General features: G+C 66.9%; 13 protein-coding genes. 10 read left to right on the top strand and 3 right to left on the bottom strand.

Annotated elements, in window-relative coordinates:
* Positions 1–55: 55 nt before the first annotated feature.
* Positions 56–1,129: a GNAT family N-acetyltransferase gene (locus tag LZC95_37505; GenBank protein ID WXA92138.1), complete on the bottom strand. Its 1,074-nt coding sequence runs from the start codon at positions 1,127–1,129 to the stop codon at positions 56–58.
* A gap of 44 nt (positions 1,130–1,173) precedes the next feature.
* Here LZC95_37505 and LZC95_37500 point away from each other — a divergent pair, with 44 nt between their 5' ends.
* The 5 genes from LZC95_37500 to LZC95_37480 all read left to right on the top strand — a co-directional run bounded on the left by LZC95_37500 (position 1,174) and on the right by LZC95_37480 (position 9,178).
* The gene (locus LZC95_37500; protein ID WXA92137.1) at positions 1,174–2,418 is read left to right on the top strand and encodes a hypothetical protein; all 1,245 of its coding nucleotides are present in this window, start codon (positions 1,174–1,176) and stop codon (positions 2,416–2,418) included.
* A 55-nt stretch (positions 2,419–2,473) separates the two neighbouring features.
* Positions 2,474–2,665, top strand: a complete 192-nt coding sequence (locus LZC95_37495; protein ID WXA92136.1) for a hypothetical protein — start codon at positions 2,474–2,476, stop codon at positions 2,663–2,665.
* A gap of 56 nt (positions 2,666–2,721) precedes the next feature.
* Positions 2,722–6,801, top strand: coding sequence for a sigma 54-interacting transcriptional regulator (locus LZC95_37490; protein WXA92135.1), 4,080 nt, complete (start codon positions 2,722–2,724; stop codon positions 6,799–6,801).
* Positions 6,802–6,951: 150 nt separating this feature from the next.
* Positions 6,952–7,704, top strand: coding sequence for a hypothetical protein (locus LZC95_37485; protein WXA92134.1), 753 nt, complete (start codon positions 6,952–6,954; stop codon positions 7,702–7,704).
* Between the two features lie 49 nt (positions 7,705–7,753).
* The gene (locus LZC95_37480) at positions 7,754–9,178 is read left to right on the top strand and encodes a hypothetical protein (GenBank protein WXA92133.1); all 1,425 of its coding nucleotides are present in this window, start codon (positions 7,754–7,756) and stop codon (positions 9,176–9,178) included.
* A 510-nt stretch (positions 9,179–9,688) separates the two neighbouring features.
* On the opposite strand, the gene LZC95_37475 is transcribed toward LZC95_37480, so the two are convergent.
* The gene (locus LZC95_37475) at positions 9,689–10,624 is read right to left on the bottom strand and encodes a zinc metalloprotease (GenBank protein WXA92132.1); all 936 of its coding nucleotides are present in this window, start codon (positions 10,622–10,624) and stop codon (positions 9,689–9,691) included.
* 290 nt (positions 10,625–10,914) lie between these two features.
* On the opposite strand from LZC95_37475, the gene tssF (LZC95_37470) reads away from it, so the two are divergent.
* The 3 genes from tssF (LZC95_37470) to tssG are packed head-to-tail and all read left to right on the top strand — an operon-like array spanning position 10,915 to position 15,527.
* On the top strand, positions 10,915–12,684 hold the full coding sequence (tssF, locus tag LZC95_37470; protein ID WXA92131.1) for a type VI secretion system baseplate subunit TssF: 1,770 nt from the start codon (positions 10,915–10,917) through the stop codon (positions 12,682–12,684).
* A 3-nt stretch (positions 12,685–12,687) separates the two neighbouring features.
* Entirely contained in the window at positions 12,688–14,403 is a 1,716-nt protein-coding gene (gene tssF, locus LZC95_37465) for a type VI secretion system baseplate subunit TssF (protein WXA92130.1), read from the top strand.
* Entirely contained in the window at positions 14,400–15,527 is a 1,128-nt protein-coding gene (gene tssG, locus LZC95_37460; protein ID WXA92129.1) for a type VI secretion system baseplate subunit TssG, read from the top strand. The genes tssF (LZC95_37465) and tssG overlap by 4 nt, the downstream gene beginning before the upstream one ends.
* Here the strand turns inward: tssG and LZC95_37455 are convergent.
* Positions 15,460–16,275, bottom strand: coding sequence for a hypothetical protein (locus LZC95_37455; protein WXA92128.1), 816 nt, complete (start codon positions 16,273–16,275; stop codon positions 15,460–15,462). The genes tssG and LZC95_37455 overlap by 68 nt on opposite strands.
* 411 nt (positions 16,276–16,686) lie before the next feature.
* Between LZC95_37455 and hcp the strand changes: the two genes are divergently transcribed.
* Positions 16,687–17,184 (top strand): type VI secretion system tube protein Hcp, encoded by a 498-nt coding sequence (gene hcp / locus LZC95_37450; GenBank protein WXA92127.1) that lies wholly within the window; start codon positions 16,687–16,689, stop codon positions 17,182–17,184.
* A 3-nt stretch (positions 17,185–17,187) separates the two neighbouring features.
* Positions 17,188–17,598 carry a type VI secretion system baseplate subunit TssE gene (gene tssE, locus LZC95_37445; GenBank protein WXA92126.1) on the top strand — a complete coding sequence of 137 codons (411 nt, stop codon included), beginning with the start codon at positions 17,188–17,190 and terminating at the stop codon, positions 17,596–17,598.
* Positions 17,599–17,612 lie beyond the last annotated feature (14 nt).

The following is a 17,612-nucleotide window of genomic DNA, read 5'->3' as shown; positions in this document are numbered from 1 at the left end:
TGGCGACTTTCCACGCGTGGGGCACGCCAGCGCACGCTCCCGGCCGTCCAGGACGTCAGAGTACATGAAAGACGTCGCCGTCACCCCACATGTATCGCCACGCCTCGGCCCGAACCAGGGTGTCATACGCCGGATGATTCCGATCCGTCTGCACCTGAAACGGTTTGCGCGTGCGTGGCAGAAACGCAAGCCGGTAGAGCATCATCTGAAGGCGCGTACTAGGCACGTGTAGTTCCACATGAACCGAGTCGACGCCGCGGCATGCGTCGAGGATGGCGCGGTACGCCCGCGTCATCCACCGCGGCGGCGCCGTCACGTCCACGATCGCCGCCTGCTGCCCATTGCGCTCCAGCGCCACGGCCGCAACGGGCGTCTCCCCATCGAGCACGATGTAGCCACGCTGCTCGCCGCGTCCGAATCTCCACGCGTAGAACACCGCATCGCGCACCGGCACCACCTGGTCACGCCCCGCGAGTGCATCGATCGTCGCTTGCCAAACGCGATCGACGCGCGCATCGGGACGCTCGCCGAGCTCGATCAGCCGCAAGCTGGTTTTGCGCGGTCCGAGTGCCCACGCGAGCGGCTGCCCCAACGTGGCCAAGGCCGTGGCGCGCGCGCCGCCGAAGCCTCGTGCAGTGAAGGGGCGCACGAAGCGTTGCACGTGCCCCACCTGCGAGGCGCCGGCCTGCAGAAGTGCCTTCAAGTTGTTTGGCTCGGGGGGCCCGAACATGAAGCTCACCGCCTCGTGGCGATCGTTCATCGCGCGCAGCGCCTCGCGATGCAGCTTCGTGATGATCCCGCGCCGTCGATAGCGTGGCGTCACATAGCCATCACCGCCGATGGCGCCGAGAAACGTCTGCCCGCGCACCCAGACCGGGCGCGGAAAGAGTGACGTGATTCCGACGACCTCGCCCGTGGCACCGTCGGTTGCCACGAACGTGCACGCCTGCTGCGCGGGGTTATCCAAGTACAGCCGCGTGTAACGTGCGTCCGCCGTTCCGGGTTCGCCGATGGACGCGAAGTACTCGCGCAAAATGCCGAGCACCCCCTCGCGATCCTTCGTGTGATCGACGCGTCGATAGAGGATACCGTGATCGGGTGTCGCAGAGACCGTGTTAGGGCTCGCCATGCAGGCTTCGAGATTGGCATTCGATTCGCTACGTCGGCAAGCCGATGCGAAGAGGACCGGGCAAGGCTCAGGTAGGATGGCGCGTCGGCGTGGTGGCTGTTCTCCCCGCCGCGATGCTCATTGGCGCCGGATCGCTCGGTGCGTGCAGCAGCTCGAGCGGCAGCACGCCGGATGGGACGGACGATGGGGATGGCAACGCGCCTGACCTGGGACCCCGCGGCGGAGGGGACGGCTCGTCGTCTCGTGATGCCGAGCCCGATGTGTCGAGCGACGCGTTCCCCGTCGACTCCGGAAGCGACGCGCAGCAGCCGAGCGATGCTGCGCCCGATGTCGTAACGCCAATCGACACGGGCCCGCCGTTGGACTGCACCGCCGTCGGCTCCGCGGGCGAGCCCAAAGAGCTCGGTTGCACGGGCCTTTACGCCTCGTGGCCCGATCGCAGCATCGCGCCCAGCGCGCGGCCATTCACCCCGGCCTTCACGTCGTGGAGCGATGGCGCGTACAAGTCCCGTTGGATTTACTTGCCGCCCGGCACGAAGATCGACACCTCCAACATGGACGAGTGGCGCTTTCCCGTGGGCACGAAGATCTGGAAAGAGTTTCGCCTCGGGAATCTTCGCGTCGAGACGCGCCTGCTCTGGAAGAAGACCAACAGCGACTGGTACCGCACCGCGTACGTATGGTCGCGCGATCAATCGAGTGCCACCGAGAATACGGCCGGCGTCGTCAACATCTGGGGCACCGGTTACGACGTCGTGCCCCAAAGCGATTGCTCCCTTTGCCACAACGGCCACCTCGATGGAGTCCTCGGCTTCGAAGCCATTGGTCTTTCGGCCGCGGGGGCGAGCGGCTTCACGATGTCCGCGTTGGTCAGCGAGCAGCGCGTCACCGATGCGCCCGCGTCCTCGTACGAGGTGCCGGGCGATGCCACCGCGCGCGCGGCGTTGGGATCTCTCCACGCCAACTGCGGGAACGCGTGCCATAGCAATTCGAACTACGCCTTGGCGAAGGACTCCGGGCTGTTCATGCGTCTGCGTACGGACAGTCTGGGCAGCGTCGCCGCGACCGACACCTACAAAACGGCCGTCGGTGTGGCATCGAAGTTCCAGCCCCCCGGCCAAACGGGCTTCCTCCGCATCAAGGAAAACGACGTGGCGCACAGCACCATTCCGTACCGAGACGGCTACCGCGACACGAGCGGGGAGCGCATTCAAATGCCGCCGCTCGGCACCCACAAAGTCGACACGGCGGCGATGAATGCCGTCAAGGCATGGATCAACGCGATGTAGTGCGAATGTTGCGAACTTGCATCCCTTGCCCCGCGTGGGCACCTTTGGTTGCACCATGACCCAAACGCGTACGGACGTGCTGAACGAGTCGAAGAAAAAAGGCATCGCGGCCGGTGCGGTAACGGCCGTTTCCGTCACGGCTGCCGTGGCAGGTGCCCCGTTCCTCGCGACGGTCGCGGCCGTTCCTGCCGCCGTCCTCGCCTACCGGTGGTGGAAGCACCGGGCCGAGAACGGCATCAAGTTCTAAGCCGGGCCTGGCACCTGAGTTGACGGAATCGAAAACAGGCGGCCATAAATAGAGGCATGTCGCCTGCACAACCGCAGCCACCTGAGTTGGCGTACGCGCCTGCGGGGTGGACTCTGCTGGAACGGGCCGGCGAGGGCGCCACCGCCGAGGTGTGGCGAGCCCGGCGCAACGGCGATGGCGCCATGGCCGCGCTGAAGATCGTTCACGATGCGGACACTGCGCGGGCTGAGGCCGAGATCGTCGCGCACCTCGCACGAGCATGGGGCCCGCGCTGGCTCGACGCAGGGGCGCTTCCCGATGGCGGAGGTTGGTACCTCGCGACGACGTGGGTCGAGGGCGCGCCGCTCGATCCGGCCAAAGTGTGCGCGCTGCCGCCGAACGAGCGCGCGATCGCGGCGGCCCGGGTGGCGTTGGGGGTCGCGCGGGGCCTTGCCGAGCTGCACGAGGCGGGGGTGCGGCATGGCGATGTGAAGCCGTCCAACATCGTGACCGACGGCACGCGCGCGACCCTGGTCGATCTGGGGCTCGCCACCGTTTCGAGTGCGCGGCCGAGGGGTGGTACGCCGCACTACGCATCGCCGGAGCTTCGCGAGCGCCCCGAGGTGGCCGGTCCCGAGGCGGATTTGTTCGCGCTGGGCCTGGTCCTGTCCGAGCTTCTCGATGGTCTGCCGTGCGAAGCGGCGCGTTGGGCGGAGGCGCTCGTGTCCACGGCACCGGGCGCGCGACCCTCCGCGGCCTGGATTGCCGAACGCGCGCGCCGCGCTCTTGGCGATACGGAGCCGGATCCGGTGGAGGTCGCGTGTGCGCGCATCCGGCGCGCGTACCTCGCGGTGCGCGCACGGGACATCGTGTCCGGTGCGCGCGTGGACGAGGGCATGGGCCTCCCTGGCGAGTGGCTGCGCGAGGCGATCCGCGCGGTCCCGCAGCAGGTGGGCTCGACGGCCCTGTCGCCTTTTTCGCCTCTTTCGCCTCTTTCACCTCTTTCGTCGCTTTCGGCAATGGGGCGTGCACGATGGCTCGTCGCCGTGGTCGGCCCCAGCGCGGCCGCATGGCCGCTTCGCGACGAAGTGCTCGGCAGCGACGCCGATCTCGCGCAGCGCATGTTCGATCTCGCCGCCCATGCACCGCCGGCATCGTGGACGCTCGACGATCTCGCGCCCGCGGGCCAGTCTGGCCCCGCGTCACGCCCGCCGTGGGACGAAGGCGAAGCCTCCGAGCGCATCGCCGCCCTCGTTGCCGAAATGGAGCGCCCGCGCCCGGACGTGCGCGCGCTCGCCTCCGCGGAAGATGCCATGGCGACGGGCGGCGCACCGCCGACCCTGGTCCTTTCCGCCGTGGATGCGCTGCTTCGCGCGGGCGAAATCGGCCGCGCATGGGCAGCACTCGCCCACGCACACGGCGATGCCGCCGAGTGGCGTCGTGCCGAGATCGCGCGCCGTCGCGGCGATCGCTCCGAGGCCGAGCGCATCGCGCTCACGCTTGCGCAGCGAGCGGCAGGCGAGGCATCGCACCGCGCCTGCGCCATCGCCGCACGCCTCGCATGGGACGCGGGCGATCTCGCGCAGGCCGAACAGCGCCTCCAAGGCGCACGCGGTGCAGCCGCTGCCGAAGTGCAGGCGCTCATTGCCTACCGGCGCGGGGCGTTCGGCGCGGGCCGCCAGATCCTCGAGGAAGCGATGGCCACCGCGCACGACGCAACGGCGTCGGCGCGCCTCACCGCAACCCTCGGCTACATCGAGCACGCGGATGGCCGCTCGGCCAAGAGCGCCGCGGCCTTCGCGCGCGCCGCCGAGCTTGCGGCGCAGGCCGGGGCCGTCGTCGAGGAGGCCACCTACCTCACGGGCCTCGCCGCGGCGGCCTCCGACGAAGGCGACATCGCCCGCGCCCTCGCCAGCGCCACGCGTGCAGCGCTCCTCTGGGAACGACTCGGCCGCCGCAGCGATGCCGCGCGCGCATGGCTCGCTCGGGCAGCCACCCTCGCGACCGTTGGCGCCGTGCACGGCGCCGACGAAGCCGCCGCCGAGGCCATTCACCGGGCCGAAAGCTCGGGCGATCGCGACGCCGCTGCCTACGCGCGCTGGGCCATCGTCGAGACGCGCCCACCCGGCGACCCGCGCGCACGCGAGGAAGCCATCCGCGCCTTCCGCGAGCTCCAAGCCGCACGCGATCCTTCGGACATGGCCCGCGCCACGGCGCGCCTGCTCGTCTGGGCCCCGGACGCCGTCGACCGCGCGGCCGTCGAGGCCATCGACACCGCCACCCTCGCGGGACCCGTCCGCTGGGAATGGTGGGGCGCCCGCGCCGCCTCCTCGTTCCCCGCGCCGCCTTCCACCTTGTCGGAACTCGTCGCTCTTCTCGACGTCCCCGCGCCGCTCTGCGTCCGCGGTCCCGCGCTGTTCGCGGCCGCGCGCCTTGCCACCGAGCGGGGCGACGGCGATGCCGCGCGCCGCTTCGAACTCGCGCGCAGCGCCGCCGCTCGCACCTTGCGCGAGCACACTCCGACCGAGTTCCGCGCCACCGTGGAAACCCTCGCCTGGGCCAAGCCGAATACCGTTGGCGTGGACGTTCCCGAGTTCACCTTGGCGCCCGCGCAACTCGAGCAACTCGCCACCATCGTGCGCGTCCTCGGCTCGCGCGATCGCCTTCGCCCGCTCCTCGAGCAGGTGCTCGACACCATGGTCCTCTGGTCCGGCGTCGAGCGCGGCCTCTTGCTCCTGCGCGCGCCGGACGGCCGTCTCGTGCCACGCGCCGCACGCAACCTGGCCCGCCGCGATCTCACCGGCGAACAGCTCTCGCTTTCCCACGGCCTCGCGCGCAAAGCCATGGAAACCGGCGACGCCGTCATCGCCACCGACGCCTTCTCCACGTTGGCCGAGGCCCACGCCTCCGTGCATGCGCTCCGCCTCCGCAGCGTGCTCGCCGTCCCGCTCATCGCGCGGGGCGAGACCCTCGGCGTGGTCTACCTCGACGACCGCGTCCGCCGCGGCGCCTTCGGTGCGCGTGAGATCGCCTGGGTGCGCCTCGTCGCCAGCCAGGCCGCCATGGCCATCGCCGACGCCCGCGACCAAGTGCTCCTCAAGCGCGCCGTGCGCCGCGCCGAGCGCGCCCAACGCGAGCTCGCACGCCTCCTCGGCGAAAAAGAGGCGGAGCTCTTTGCCACCCGTGCCGAGCTTCGCACCGTTCGCGGCGAAACGCGCTATCCCTACGAGGCCATCGCCGGTCGCAGCGAACCGATTCGCAGCATGCTCCACATCGTCGATCGCGTGACCCTGAGCGACATCCCCGTCCTGCTCGTGGGCGAGTCGGGCACCGGCAAAGAGCTGGTCGCCCGCGCGATGCATACGAACGGCCCGCGCAAGGACCGTCCTTTCATCTCGGAAAATTGCGCTGCCGTTCCCGAGCCCCTCCTCGAGTCCACGCTTTTCGGCCATGTCCGCGGCGCCTTCACCGGAGCGGTCACCACCCGCGCAGGCCTCTTCGACGTGGCCGATGGCGGCACATTTTTCCTCGACGAAGTGGGCGAAATGCCCCTGTCGATGCAGAAAAAGCTGCTCCGCGTCCTTCAAGAAGGGGAGGTGCGCCCCGTCGGAAGCGACCGGGTTCGGAAGGTCGATGTGCGGGTCATTTGCGCCACCCACCGCGATCTCGCTGCCATGGTCGAGGCAAAACTCTTTCGCGAGGATCTCTTCTATCGACTCAATGTCATTACCATCCGCGTTCCCCCTCTCCGCGAGCGCCCGGACGACATTCCGCTGTTGGTCGATCACTTCCTCGCAAAACACGCCACGCGGAAAGTCCGCATCACCAAGGCCGCCATGGACCGCCTCGTGGTCTATCCCTGGCCAGGCAACGTTCGGCAGCTCGAGAACGAGATACGGCGCGCCGTTGTCCTTGCGGACGAGCGCATCGACGTGGCCGAGCTTTCGCAGGAAATCGCGCGCGGAGGCCCCGGCGCCGCTCGCGGCGCAGGCGTTGGGCTGCGCTCGCGGGTCGACGCGCTCGAGGCGGAGCTCGTGCGTGACGCCCTCGACCGTACCCACGGAAACCAGACCAAAGCGGCAGAGATGCTCGGGCTTTCCCGTTTTGGCTTGCAGAAAATGATGAGACGGCTCAACGTCCGCATCGGGAACGGCTAGTCATCTTTTGGAAGGCGCTTCCCTTGGAGAGGATGCGCACGCGAAACCGAGCTATGCACTTCGGGAAGTTCTTCGCTGTTCAGGCGCCCATGGGGTATCTTTGTCGGGAGGACAATGATGCCGGATGAGGACGAGAAGAATCTCGCATCCATGCCTGCATCCGACTCCGTTCCGCCTGCCGATGATGCGTCCACCGTCGTCACCGAGTTTCCGCAGCACCTGATTGACGCACTCGAGCAAAGCGCCGGTTTGCCGCCCCGCGTTCCAGGAACGGCCCCGCAGCAGGCCCCGCGTGCCCCGCAGCCGACACCGGCGATCTCTCCCATGGCCACCCTGGAGATGCAGGCGCCGTCACTCGATACCGTGGAACTCTCCGGGCTACCCCCCTCCTCGAAGAATCCCACGGTGGTGCGCCCTCCGTTCACCACGCTGACACAACACGACGCGCCGACACCGGCGATGGGCTCTCCGAGTTATCCCGCGGGCCATCTCGAGGAGGAGCCTGCCCCCGTCTCGCTCGAGCCGGAGGACATCGAAGACCTGCAGGTCGAGCCCTATTACGAAGCCCCGATTTCCGTGGACGTGGCGCCACCCTCCGTGTCGCCCGCCGCGGGAACGCCGGTGCCCATGCCCGCGCCCACTCCATCGCCCGCACCTGCGGCGAATCAGGGGGCCCCCAACGTCGAGCCCCCGGCGCCATCGTCGTTTACGTTCGCGCCGCAGCGTCCACCGGGGTACGCGCCGGCCAAGCCGGCTATGGCATGGGCCGAGCCCCCGCCGCCCATCTTGATGGATCCACCCACTTCCGCCATCGGCTGGGCCATCGGCGGTATCGTCGTGGGACTCCTCTTGCTCGGCCTCGTCGTGTGGCTCGTCGTTCTGGCCGTGCGACACTTCACGTAAGCGATCGCATTCGGCGTTCGCATAGTCTCATCCATTCCACGTGATCCGCATGCCCACTTTGCCGCGGGAGATCGGCTGGCTGCTCATCGTCGTCTATGTGTTCGGCCTCGTCCTGCTCATGACGGTGGGGCTGAACGAAGGTTCGTTCGGTGAGACGCCATTCATCCTCGTCGTGGCGTGTGGTGCGCTTCTCGTCGTGCAGTTTGCTCGCCTCGTGGCCAAGCGCACCTTCCAGCACGATTCTGCGCGGCCCATGCTCACCTTGGCGACCATCGCGCTGACCGTCTTCGTCATCGCGACGTTTGCGGACGCGCGCCTTCTGCTCGACACCGAAAAGGTGCCGCGCTTCATCCGCGTGACGCACGCAGGACAGGTCGTGCTGCTCGCATCGTACCTCCCGTCCATTCTGCGGGGTGTTCCCGAACGTCGCCTCTGGAGCGAGGTGCGCTTCGGTCTTTTCGCGCTGTTTCTCATCCTGGGTGGCATCAGCGTCATGCTCTTGTCGCCGCGCCCGCACGGCGGCGTCTTCGACGTCCAAACCGAGGCGGCCCGCGCGCTTCTGCACGGGGAGAACCCCTATCGATCCGCGGCGTCTCCCGGCGATCCTCCCACGGTGCTCTACGCGAGCGCGCTGGCCTTCGCCATTGCCCGCGACGTTCGCTGGGCGCCCCTCGTCACCTTGGTCGTGACCGGCTTCGCGTTGCGCTACATCGCCCACCGCGGCATGAGGCCGAGCGCGCACCTCGATCCCATCACCGCGAAGGCCGCGGCCCTTGCCGCCTCGACGATCCGCCCGCGTCGGGCGCGCGCCACGCCGGATTTTCGGCCCGCATCGTCGCTTCCGTTCCCGGGCCTCGCGGAAGATGCCCCGACCTTGATGCTCTGGCTCACGCCCAAGGCCTATTTCTTCGTGGAGCAGTCCTACACGGACATGCTGCCCGTGGCGCTCGTCGCGCTGGCTTTGGTCGCGCATCTGCGCCGGCGGCCGACCCTTACCGCCGCACTCCTCGGCGTCGCGCTGAGCGCCAAACAGAGCCTGGTCTGGCTCGTTCCTCTGGCCATCTTGCTTGGCTTTGGTGGCCTGCAGTGGCTCACCTTCGTCCTCGCGGCCGCCCTCACCGTGACCCCGTTCGCAATTTGGGATTACCGCTCCGCACTTCGCGTCGTGTTGGATCTCTATGGCGGCCATCCGCAATCGACCATCGACGGGCTGACCCCCACCAACTGGTTCTTTCACCGCTACGGCATCGTTCCCCGCGCCGCCCCCGGCCTGCTCTCCGCAGCCATCGTTTCCGCCGTCGCCGCGTGGCGTGCTCCGCGCACGCGCTACGCCTTTGCGCTCTCGGCGATGATGACCTTCTTCGTCTTCTGCGTTCTCGGCCGCCCCATGTTCGTCGGCTCGTACTTCTTCCTCACCGCCCTAGCCGCCCTCACCGCCGCCGTCGCCGTCGGCGAGCGCTTCCACCAAGGATGAAGAGGAGAGAGAGATTCACATGAAGGCGGGAAGGCGGGAAGGACGGCCGGCGCGCATGGCGCGGAACGCTTTCTTTTCAGGTTTCCAAGTAGTCTCCTGGGCTGATTGGAAAACCTCTAGACCTTCCCGCCTTCCCGCCTTCATGTGAATTCTCTTCTTTAGCGGTACGTGGCCACATGTTGTCCATGCGGGTGAACTGTCCGGCGGTGAACGCGTTCATGCAGTTCGACGTGGAGCAGCCGCCCCGAGCGATTCCGCCCTTATTGTGCATCCTCGCCTCCCAAATGGTTTCCCTATGCGCAGCGTGTCCGCACGAAATCGTGCAGATCCGGCGATAGGAGCATATGGCGCAATGATGATATGCAATTCCTCACTCCAAAGCCGATTTCAACAATGATGAAGAGAGGAGAGAGGAATACGGGTTCCAACCAATCAACTGGGCTGATTGGAACCCAAAAAAACTCCCCGCCTCCCCGCCTCCATGTGAACTTCTTCGGCCGTTGATCGCGATTAGCGGTACGTCGCCACCATGTTGTCCATGCGGGTCGATTGTCCGCCGGTGAACCCGTTCATGCAGTTGTCGTCCGTGTAGTCCATGAAGTTCGTGATCGGATCGTTGCCCGGGTAGCGCGAGCCGGTGCACGTGTTGCGGCTCGTCGGGCAGCCATAGGCCGCGGACTTCTCTGCGGGCGTGTCGGAAACGGAGTCGTTCGTCTTGGTGCAGCCGCCCTGGAACGTATGGTACAGGCCCAGCCAGTGGCCGACTTCGTGCGTGCCCGTGTCGCCCTCGTTGTATGGCGATGCGCTGCCGCCGGGTAGCGACGAGAAGAGCACGACCACGCCATCGTCCTTCGGATAGCGCGAATAATCCTGCGGGAACGTGGCCCACCCGAGGAGACCGCCCCCGAGGTTTGCGGTGTAGAGATTCAGATCGCGCGCGCCGCCCCTGCGGAGCGCCGTTTTCATCTGCGTCTCGGCCGAGGAGCCGTAACCCACCGTGTACCAGGTTGCATTGGTCGTGCGATCGACGCCGGCCAGGACGAAGCGGAAGTTCGTCGACACGCCGCCCGTCTGCCCGCCGTACGACTCGTTGAGCACTGCGATCTGATCGTCGATCTGCGACTGCGGCACATCGCCGTTGGCGATCCCCGAGCCCTTGTTGATCACGTGCACGTACACATTGATGGTCGTGAGCGCCGCCGGTGCGACCAAGTTGCTCGCCCGCGCCGCCATGGCCTGGTTCACGCGATCCTGCTCGGCGTCGTCCACGTTGCGGGTGCCGCAGCTTCGCTTGTGACCCCCCCGAGCCGTCAGCTCGCTGTCGTCTTGCGCCGTCTCGTCCTGGGCCACGTCGTCCGCCGAACTACATCCGGCCGCCGTCAGCAGCGTGCCCATCCCCAACATCACCGCCCATCCTGCCCGAGCGATTCCGACCTTCTTGCGCATCCTCGCCTCCCAGCTGTTTTCCCTATGCGCGATGATGTCCGCGCAATTCGTGCGGACTCTGCATTAGGGCGAGGGAAGCATACACATGGGCGGGTGGGTGTACCAAGGACATCAATTGAGTCATCATGTGAATGACCGCGGAAACGTGCGCGTTTTCAGGGCTGTTGACCACACTTCGTTCGATGTCGGTTCGACCTCGGCCGTTCGTCATTTTCGCGCCGTCGCGACAATTGCGACCGCGACGCTGTGGAACGTGGGCTCCCGCACGAAAACGGGTAACGTCGTTTGCCGTGTCTCACGATTTTTCCCGTGAACTCGAGGCCATAGCGTCCCTGTCCAAAGCGTTTGCCGCGGCCCACCCCGCGTTGGCCCCCGGCCTCGCCGCCCCATCGGACGATCCCGACGTCGAACGGCTCATCGACGGCTTTCAGTACCTCGTGCAGCAGGTGGAGGAACTGATCGACTCCGCCGCCAAGCGCGCCGCCGACCCCTTCGCCGAGATCCTCTCCCCCGAGCTGCTGCGTCCGTTCCCGTGTGCGGCCATCCTCGAAATGGCGGCCGACCGTCCGACGGATGTCCCCGCAGGCACGGAATTTCTGAGCGTCCCGGTCGAGGGCGTCCGTTGCCCGTTCCGCGCGTTCGCCCCCTCCCGCGTCATTCCGTGGGAGGTCGCCGACGCGAAGCTCGTGTGGGCGCAGGACCGAGGGCAGTCGTTGCGCGTCGTGTTTCGTCGCCGCACGCAGAGCCAACACGAGACGCTCGCCTCGTTGTTTCCGCTGCGTCTTCATCTGGCCGGCGAGCCGCGGTCCTCGTTCGGGCTTCTTCTCGCGCTTTCCACCGTCGAGTCGATCGAGATCACGGCGGGTGAATCGCCGCAGTCCCCGAGCTTGCGCCTTCCCGGCACCGCGCTGCGGATGTGGGGGCTCGATGCCGCCGAGGCTCTCTTGCCGCCGGAACCTTGGGAGCACGTCGGCTTTCGCCTGGTCCGCGAGTACTTCCTCTTGCCGTCGAAGTTCGCCTTCGTCGAGCTCTCCGCGAACGGCGCCAACGAGACCGTGCTCACCACCTCGCTCGGGCCGGCGCAAACCGTGGCCGTCACCTTCCAGCTGGGGCGCGCCCTGCCTGCGAACCTCAGCGTGACCCGCGAATCGCTTCGCACCAATTGCGTTCCGGTGGTGAACGTCTTCGAAACCACCGCCGAGCCGGTGCGTCCCGGCATCGAGCGGCCTTCCCACATGCTTCGCCCGGCGGGCCTCGCGCCCGATCACGGCGAAGTGTACGGCGTCTTGGGCGCGGAAGGCTGGTGCGCCGAGCGCAATGCCACCATACCGATCCCGCCCCTCACGGACTTCGAGGCCCTCGCGCAGGTGAACTCGGCCCCGAAGGACAAGATTTTCTACGCCGTCGGCCGCTCACCGCGCGCGCTACACGGAAATGGGCAGAAGGAAGATACCAGCGTCCGTTTCGTACTCCCGCGCGAGGCGAACCAAGTGCCCCCGGTCAAGTCCGTGTCGTTCGATCTTCTCGCCACCAACCGGGATCTGCCGATGGCGCTCGGCGTGGGCGACATCAAGGTTGCCGGCGGCCGCACGCCGAAAAAGCTCGTCTTTCGCAACATCACCGCGGTCACGCCCTATCGGGCCCCGCCGGGAGGACGCCCGCTGCAGCGTCGCTCTTTGGCGATGGTTGCCGTTAGCGCTTCCTCGCGCCGTCAGGTGGAGGTGTTGCGCACCCTCCTGCACCTGCTCAACCTGCACACCACCGTGAATGGCCCGGCAGGCCTTACCGCACTCCGCCGCATTCGCGCGGTGGTCGACGTGGCGAGCACCATGACCAACCTCGCGGGCGAGCGTGGCATGCGGCAGGGCAGCGACATCGACATTCGCCTCGACGAAGCGGGTCTCGACGGGGAGGGCGATGCGTACGTGTTCGCCTCCGTGCTGGCGCGCCTCTTTGCCCACGACGCGAAGATCAATTCCTTCGCGCGGACGCGTGCACGCTTCGAAGGAACCGGGCGCACCGTATCCTTCCCCGCACGCACCGGCGACGAGACGATCTAAATCATGTTCGAAAGGACCTTTCAGACCGAGCTCGATTACCTCTACCAACTCTGCGAGGAGATCGGCCGCACGCACCCACGCGTCGCCCCCGTCCTCGGACGCGATGCCGATCCCGGTGTCTCGCGCTTGGTTCAGAGCCTCGCCTTCAGCTTTGCGCGCCTGCGCGAGCGCATCGACGACGAGCTTCCCGAGGTGATCCACCCCGTCATCGAGACGCTCTGCCCGGCGCTCCTTCGAGCCTTTCCGAGCGGCACGATGCTGGAGCTCGAGCCGACCCTCAAGGCCCGCACCCGGCAGACCATCGAAAAAGGTCGCCGGTTCGACAGCCGCCCCGTCGAGGGCATCGTGTGCTCCTTCGCCACCACCGAAGAATGCGTCATGCAGCCCATCGTCCTTCGCGGCGTGGAGGCGCTCGGCGCGGAACGGCGGCAGCTTCGTCTCTCGATCGAGCTCTTCGAGGGCGTGAAGCTCTCCGAGATCGATTCTCTCAGTTTGTACTTCGCCGCGGACCTCTCCCAAGCCCTCGACCTGCGCGCCCACTTGGTTCGAAAGACCGAGGCCATCACCGTGCGCGCCAATGGCCGCGAGATTTCGCTCGGGGACGGTCGCACCTTCCGAAGGCCGGGCTTTGCCGATCCGCACCTGCCGGGTCGCCACCGCTTGGGCACGCCGCTGCTTCTCGCCCGCGAGTATTTCGCCTTTCCGAACAAGTTCGCGCGGCTGCAGCTCCTTGGACTGCAGCTCGCGGAGCTGGGGGAGGGGCGCGCCTTCGAGGTCGAGATCCGCTTGGCCGAACCCCTGCCGAGCCATGTGGCCTTCGATGCGACCTCGGTCAAGCTTCACGTCGTTCCGACGGTGCAACTCAGCGCGCCGCGCGTGATGACCGTCTCCACGGAGCCCGAGGAGGAGCGCTGGTCGCTGCGAGCGATGGTGCCCGGCGACGACACGGAGATCTTCTCCGTCGAGCGCATCGCGGTGGTCGAACGCGGGACCCTGCGCTCCAAGCCGGTGCCAGCGTGGGCATCGCTCATTCCGCCGCCGCTCGACGGCACGGAGGATGGCACCCTCTTTTACGAATTGCACCGCCGTCGCTCGGCCGTCGGGCCCGAGCTGGACGTCGTTTTGAGCTTCGGCACCGCGATCAAGGCGATTCCGCCGGGCGGCGATCTCGAGGTGGCCCTGGTCACCACGCAGCTCCGTCGTGCCGCGCGGCTCGAAATCGGTGACGTGAGCGAGGGCGCGAACGCGGCCAATGCCGTGGTGGCCTTCCGCAACGTCACCCCCGTCACGCGGGCCGCGCCGGCGGTGCTCGATGGCGATCGCCTTTGGCACTTCTTCCGCTATTTCAAATTGGGCCTGCCGTCGCTGGCCGAACGGAGCGAGCTTGCCGCGCTTCTCGCCCGCGCCAACCTGCCCGCGTGGGGAAGGTGGCCCGGTGCGAAGGAGAACGCCAACGAGTTCGAGGCCCTCCTCGACGTGCGCTGGCGCCGCACCCATCTCACCAGCGAGGCCGTCGCGCGCATCGGCGTCGAACTCGATGTTCACGTCGACGAATCGCGCTTCACCGGCGCGGGCGATCTCTTTCTCTTCGGCGAGGTGCTCGAGCTCTTGCTCGCAGGCGCCGCGAACGAAGAAGACTCGATTCGCTTGAACCTTCACGATCGAGCTGGCCAGCTGCTCTTCGCCTACGACTTCCGCCGGGGAACGCGCGCACCATGAAATACGACGAACCCATCGAGACTTCGCCCGCCACCGAGCGCGGAGCCGCGGGCGAGGGGACGCACTTCGACGAGCTCGTACGCACCGCGCACCGCGTGCCTTTCTCGACCTTGATCGATCACCTCGAGCGACTCATTGGCCCGGAGGCGGTGCCCGTCGGCGAGCTCGGGCCGCCGCGCGCGGAGCGCATTCGCTTTCGCCACGACATTCAACCGGTCTTTCACGCGGGCGATGTCACCCAGCTTCGCATCGTCGAGGAGCACGACGAGTTCACCGGCCGCAAGAGCCCTCCCATCTTCGAGGTCTCCACCAGCTTTCTCGGCGTCGTCGGTTCCGTCTCGCCGCTGGCGAGCTTCTTCACCGAGGACGCTCTGCGTGCGGCGCAGCAGGACGACGATGCCGTGCTCGCCCTCTACGACGCCTTCCACCATCGGTTGATCTCGCTCTTTTTGCGCGCATCGCGCCGCGTGGGCCTCTCGCCGAGCCTCTCCGCAGGCGGGCGCGATGCCTCCACCCGTCGCGCGCTTTCCTTGGTGGGCGGCGCATCCTTCACCGCGGACGTCCCCGCGCTCGCGCCGCTCATGCGCCTCGGTCGCGCGCGCCTTTTCGCCCAGCGTCCCCGCGGGCGCGACGCCCTCGTCCAGGCATTGAGCCTCGCGTTTCCCGATCTCGCCATCACCGTCCTCGAGGCACCGTGGCGCGATATCGAGCTCGCGCCCTCGGAGATGACCCGCCTCGGTGAGCGGCGCAATCTTCTCGGCGAGGTCGTGCTCGGCGGCGTGCTCACGAAGCAGGCCGGCTTGCTCGTCCTCTGGATTGCGCCGGTGGGCCGCGCCACCTTGGCGCGCCTCGTCCCGAGCGGTGCAGACCACGCGCGCTTTCGCTACGTCATCGAGGAGGTGACCGGTGGCTTCGTCGACGTGGCCGTCGAAATCGAGGTTCGCCCCGGCGAAGAACCTCGCCTCGAACTCGGAAATGACGAGGCGGCACTCGGCGGAACGGCGGCGTTGGGGCAGCGTTCTCCGGACGACCCCCCGATGATCGTCCGGATCGAACTCAGCGCTGGCGCCGAGGCGGTGACTTGGTCTTTTCGGGCTTCTCCGCCTTCTCCGGCTCGGGCTTAGCGATTCGCTCCCAGAGCGAACCCTCGTTGGCGACGAGCCCTGTTTCGGTGAGCTTGAACACGCGATCGAGCTCCGCTTTGCGCAGCACCTGGCCGCCGTCGTCCTTCACCTCGACCTGCTCGGCCAGGTGAATGCCGTCCGGTTGAACGCGCGAGGCCGACGTCATGTGAAACTCGAGCTTCCCCTGCGTGCCCTTCTCGCGATCGGACCCATAGGCAATGCGCTCCACGGGCACGTCGACCACCCGCTGCAAGGTGCCTTGCCGCGGCAAAAAGATGTGAAGCGAAGCCTCGCAGGGCGTCCCCGCTTGATGTCCCGTGCACCCATCTTCCTCGGCGGTGACGAGCAACTCTCCGCCCATTCGTTCCGTGCCGAGGCGCACTTTGTCGGGTCGCCCGCGGAAGGGCACCACCGCGTACAACTCCGCGAAGTGCTCCGAGCCGCGGATGATGGCGAGCGGCCCGCCTGCGGTACCGTCCGGCCACTCCTGCAGGCGCAGCCACACGACCTTGATGCGATCGCCGCCGCTACCCTGTGTAATCTGCCCTTCTTGCATGCGTATCGGCCAACCGCCCTTGGGCGTACCGCCGGCGAGCACCTTGTCGTCGAAGATGTTTTGCCCGGTGCAGGTGGGCGACTTCGTAAGCGCCTTCTGGTTCTCGTCGAATCCGGGGAAGACCAACTTGAAGACCTGCTCGTCTTTCAAGCGCCGCGCCGTGCCCGCCGCTTCGTTCTTACGCGACGGCAAGTAAAGAATGCAGGCCGGTAAGGGCGCGACTTTCCTCGACTGATCCTCGATGCGTGTCCGCGGCGGGGGAGTTTTCGAGCACCCCGTTGCGGAAAGGGCTGTGAGCGCCAATGTTGAAAACGCCGCCGTGGCGGCCGTGAGAGTCAACGATGACCGACGCATTGGGCGAAAGGTACACGAAGCAAGCAACTTGGCACTACTCATCTGGACGCTTTCCAGTGGGTTATTTTTAGGCGCAGAAAACCCACCTGAAGCACGTATGAAATCCACAACTGTTCCGTCCAAAGGACGAAAGGTATGTAGAGCGGCTTGAAGGTCGCGTGCCGGCACAGATACGCTTCGCGCAATCGTCTCGGTCGTTCGTAGGTTCCAAGCAAGGCCTTCGCAGAAGGCCATGGGAGGCAGTTCGTTATGGCGTTCGAGTTTTATGTTGCCATCAAGGGCAAGAATCAGAAGCAGTTCAAACCCGAGACCAAGAAGAAGGGGCGCAGCGAAAAGTTCATTCCGTGCGTCAAGTTCCAAATGGCATCGTTGGTCCCGACCGACGTGAATAGCGGTGAGGCCAAGGGCCATCGTCAACACAAGCCGCTGATCATCACCAAGGAGTGGGGCGCGTCCTCCCCGCAGATCCTCCAGGCGCACTGGACGAACGAAGTCATCGAGGAGGTCATCATCGAGGTGGTCTCCCGCGCCGCCGACGGCAAGAACGAAATCGTGGTCGAGCAGATCAAGCTGACCGACGCGACCATCGTCTCCGTTGACCGCTACTCGGAAAACGCCACCAAAGCCGCGAAAGAGGCAGACGTCATGCACCTCGAAGACGTCGGCTTCCGCTTCCGGAAGATCGAGGTCGAGAACAAAGAGGCGGGCACCGCCACGAGCGACGACTGGTACCAGCCCGGGGCCTAATTCGTGCCGATACACCCTCTGCGTAGTCGCCTGCGCGAGCCTGCCCTCGCGCAGGAGGGGGGGGCGAGCGAAGCCGATCGCGCGCTCCGCAACGCCATTTTGGCGCACCTTCGGGTGATGTGCGGAACGCGCATCGGCACCATGATCACGCGCCCGGATTACGGCGTGCCCGACGTTTCGGAGATGGTGCACTCGTTCCCGGCCGCGCTCGATATCCTGGCCCGCTCGCTCAAAGACACGATCGAGAAGTACGAACCGCGCCTCACCCGCGTTCGCGTGCGGCACATTCCGAGCGAAACGCCGGACCTGGTCGTTCGATTCGAAATCACCGCCTCGATGGTGCTCCCGGATCACACCTCGCCCGTCCGTTTCGAAACCCGGACGGATGCATCCCGCCGCATCGAGGTGACATAAAGAGAATTCACAGG

Source organism: Sorangiineae bacterium MSr12523 (genome assembly GCA_037157775.1).
Lineage (GTDB): Bacteria > Myxococcota_A > Polyangia > Polyangiales > Polyangiaceae > Pendulispora > Pendulispora brunnea.
This window is presented reverse-complemented; position numbering and strand designations above follow the sequence as displayed.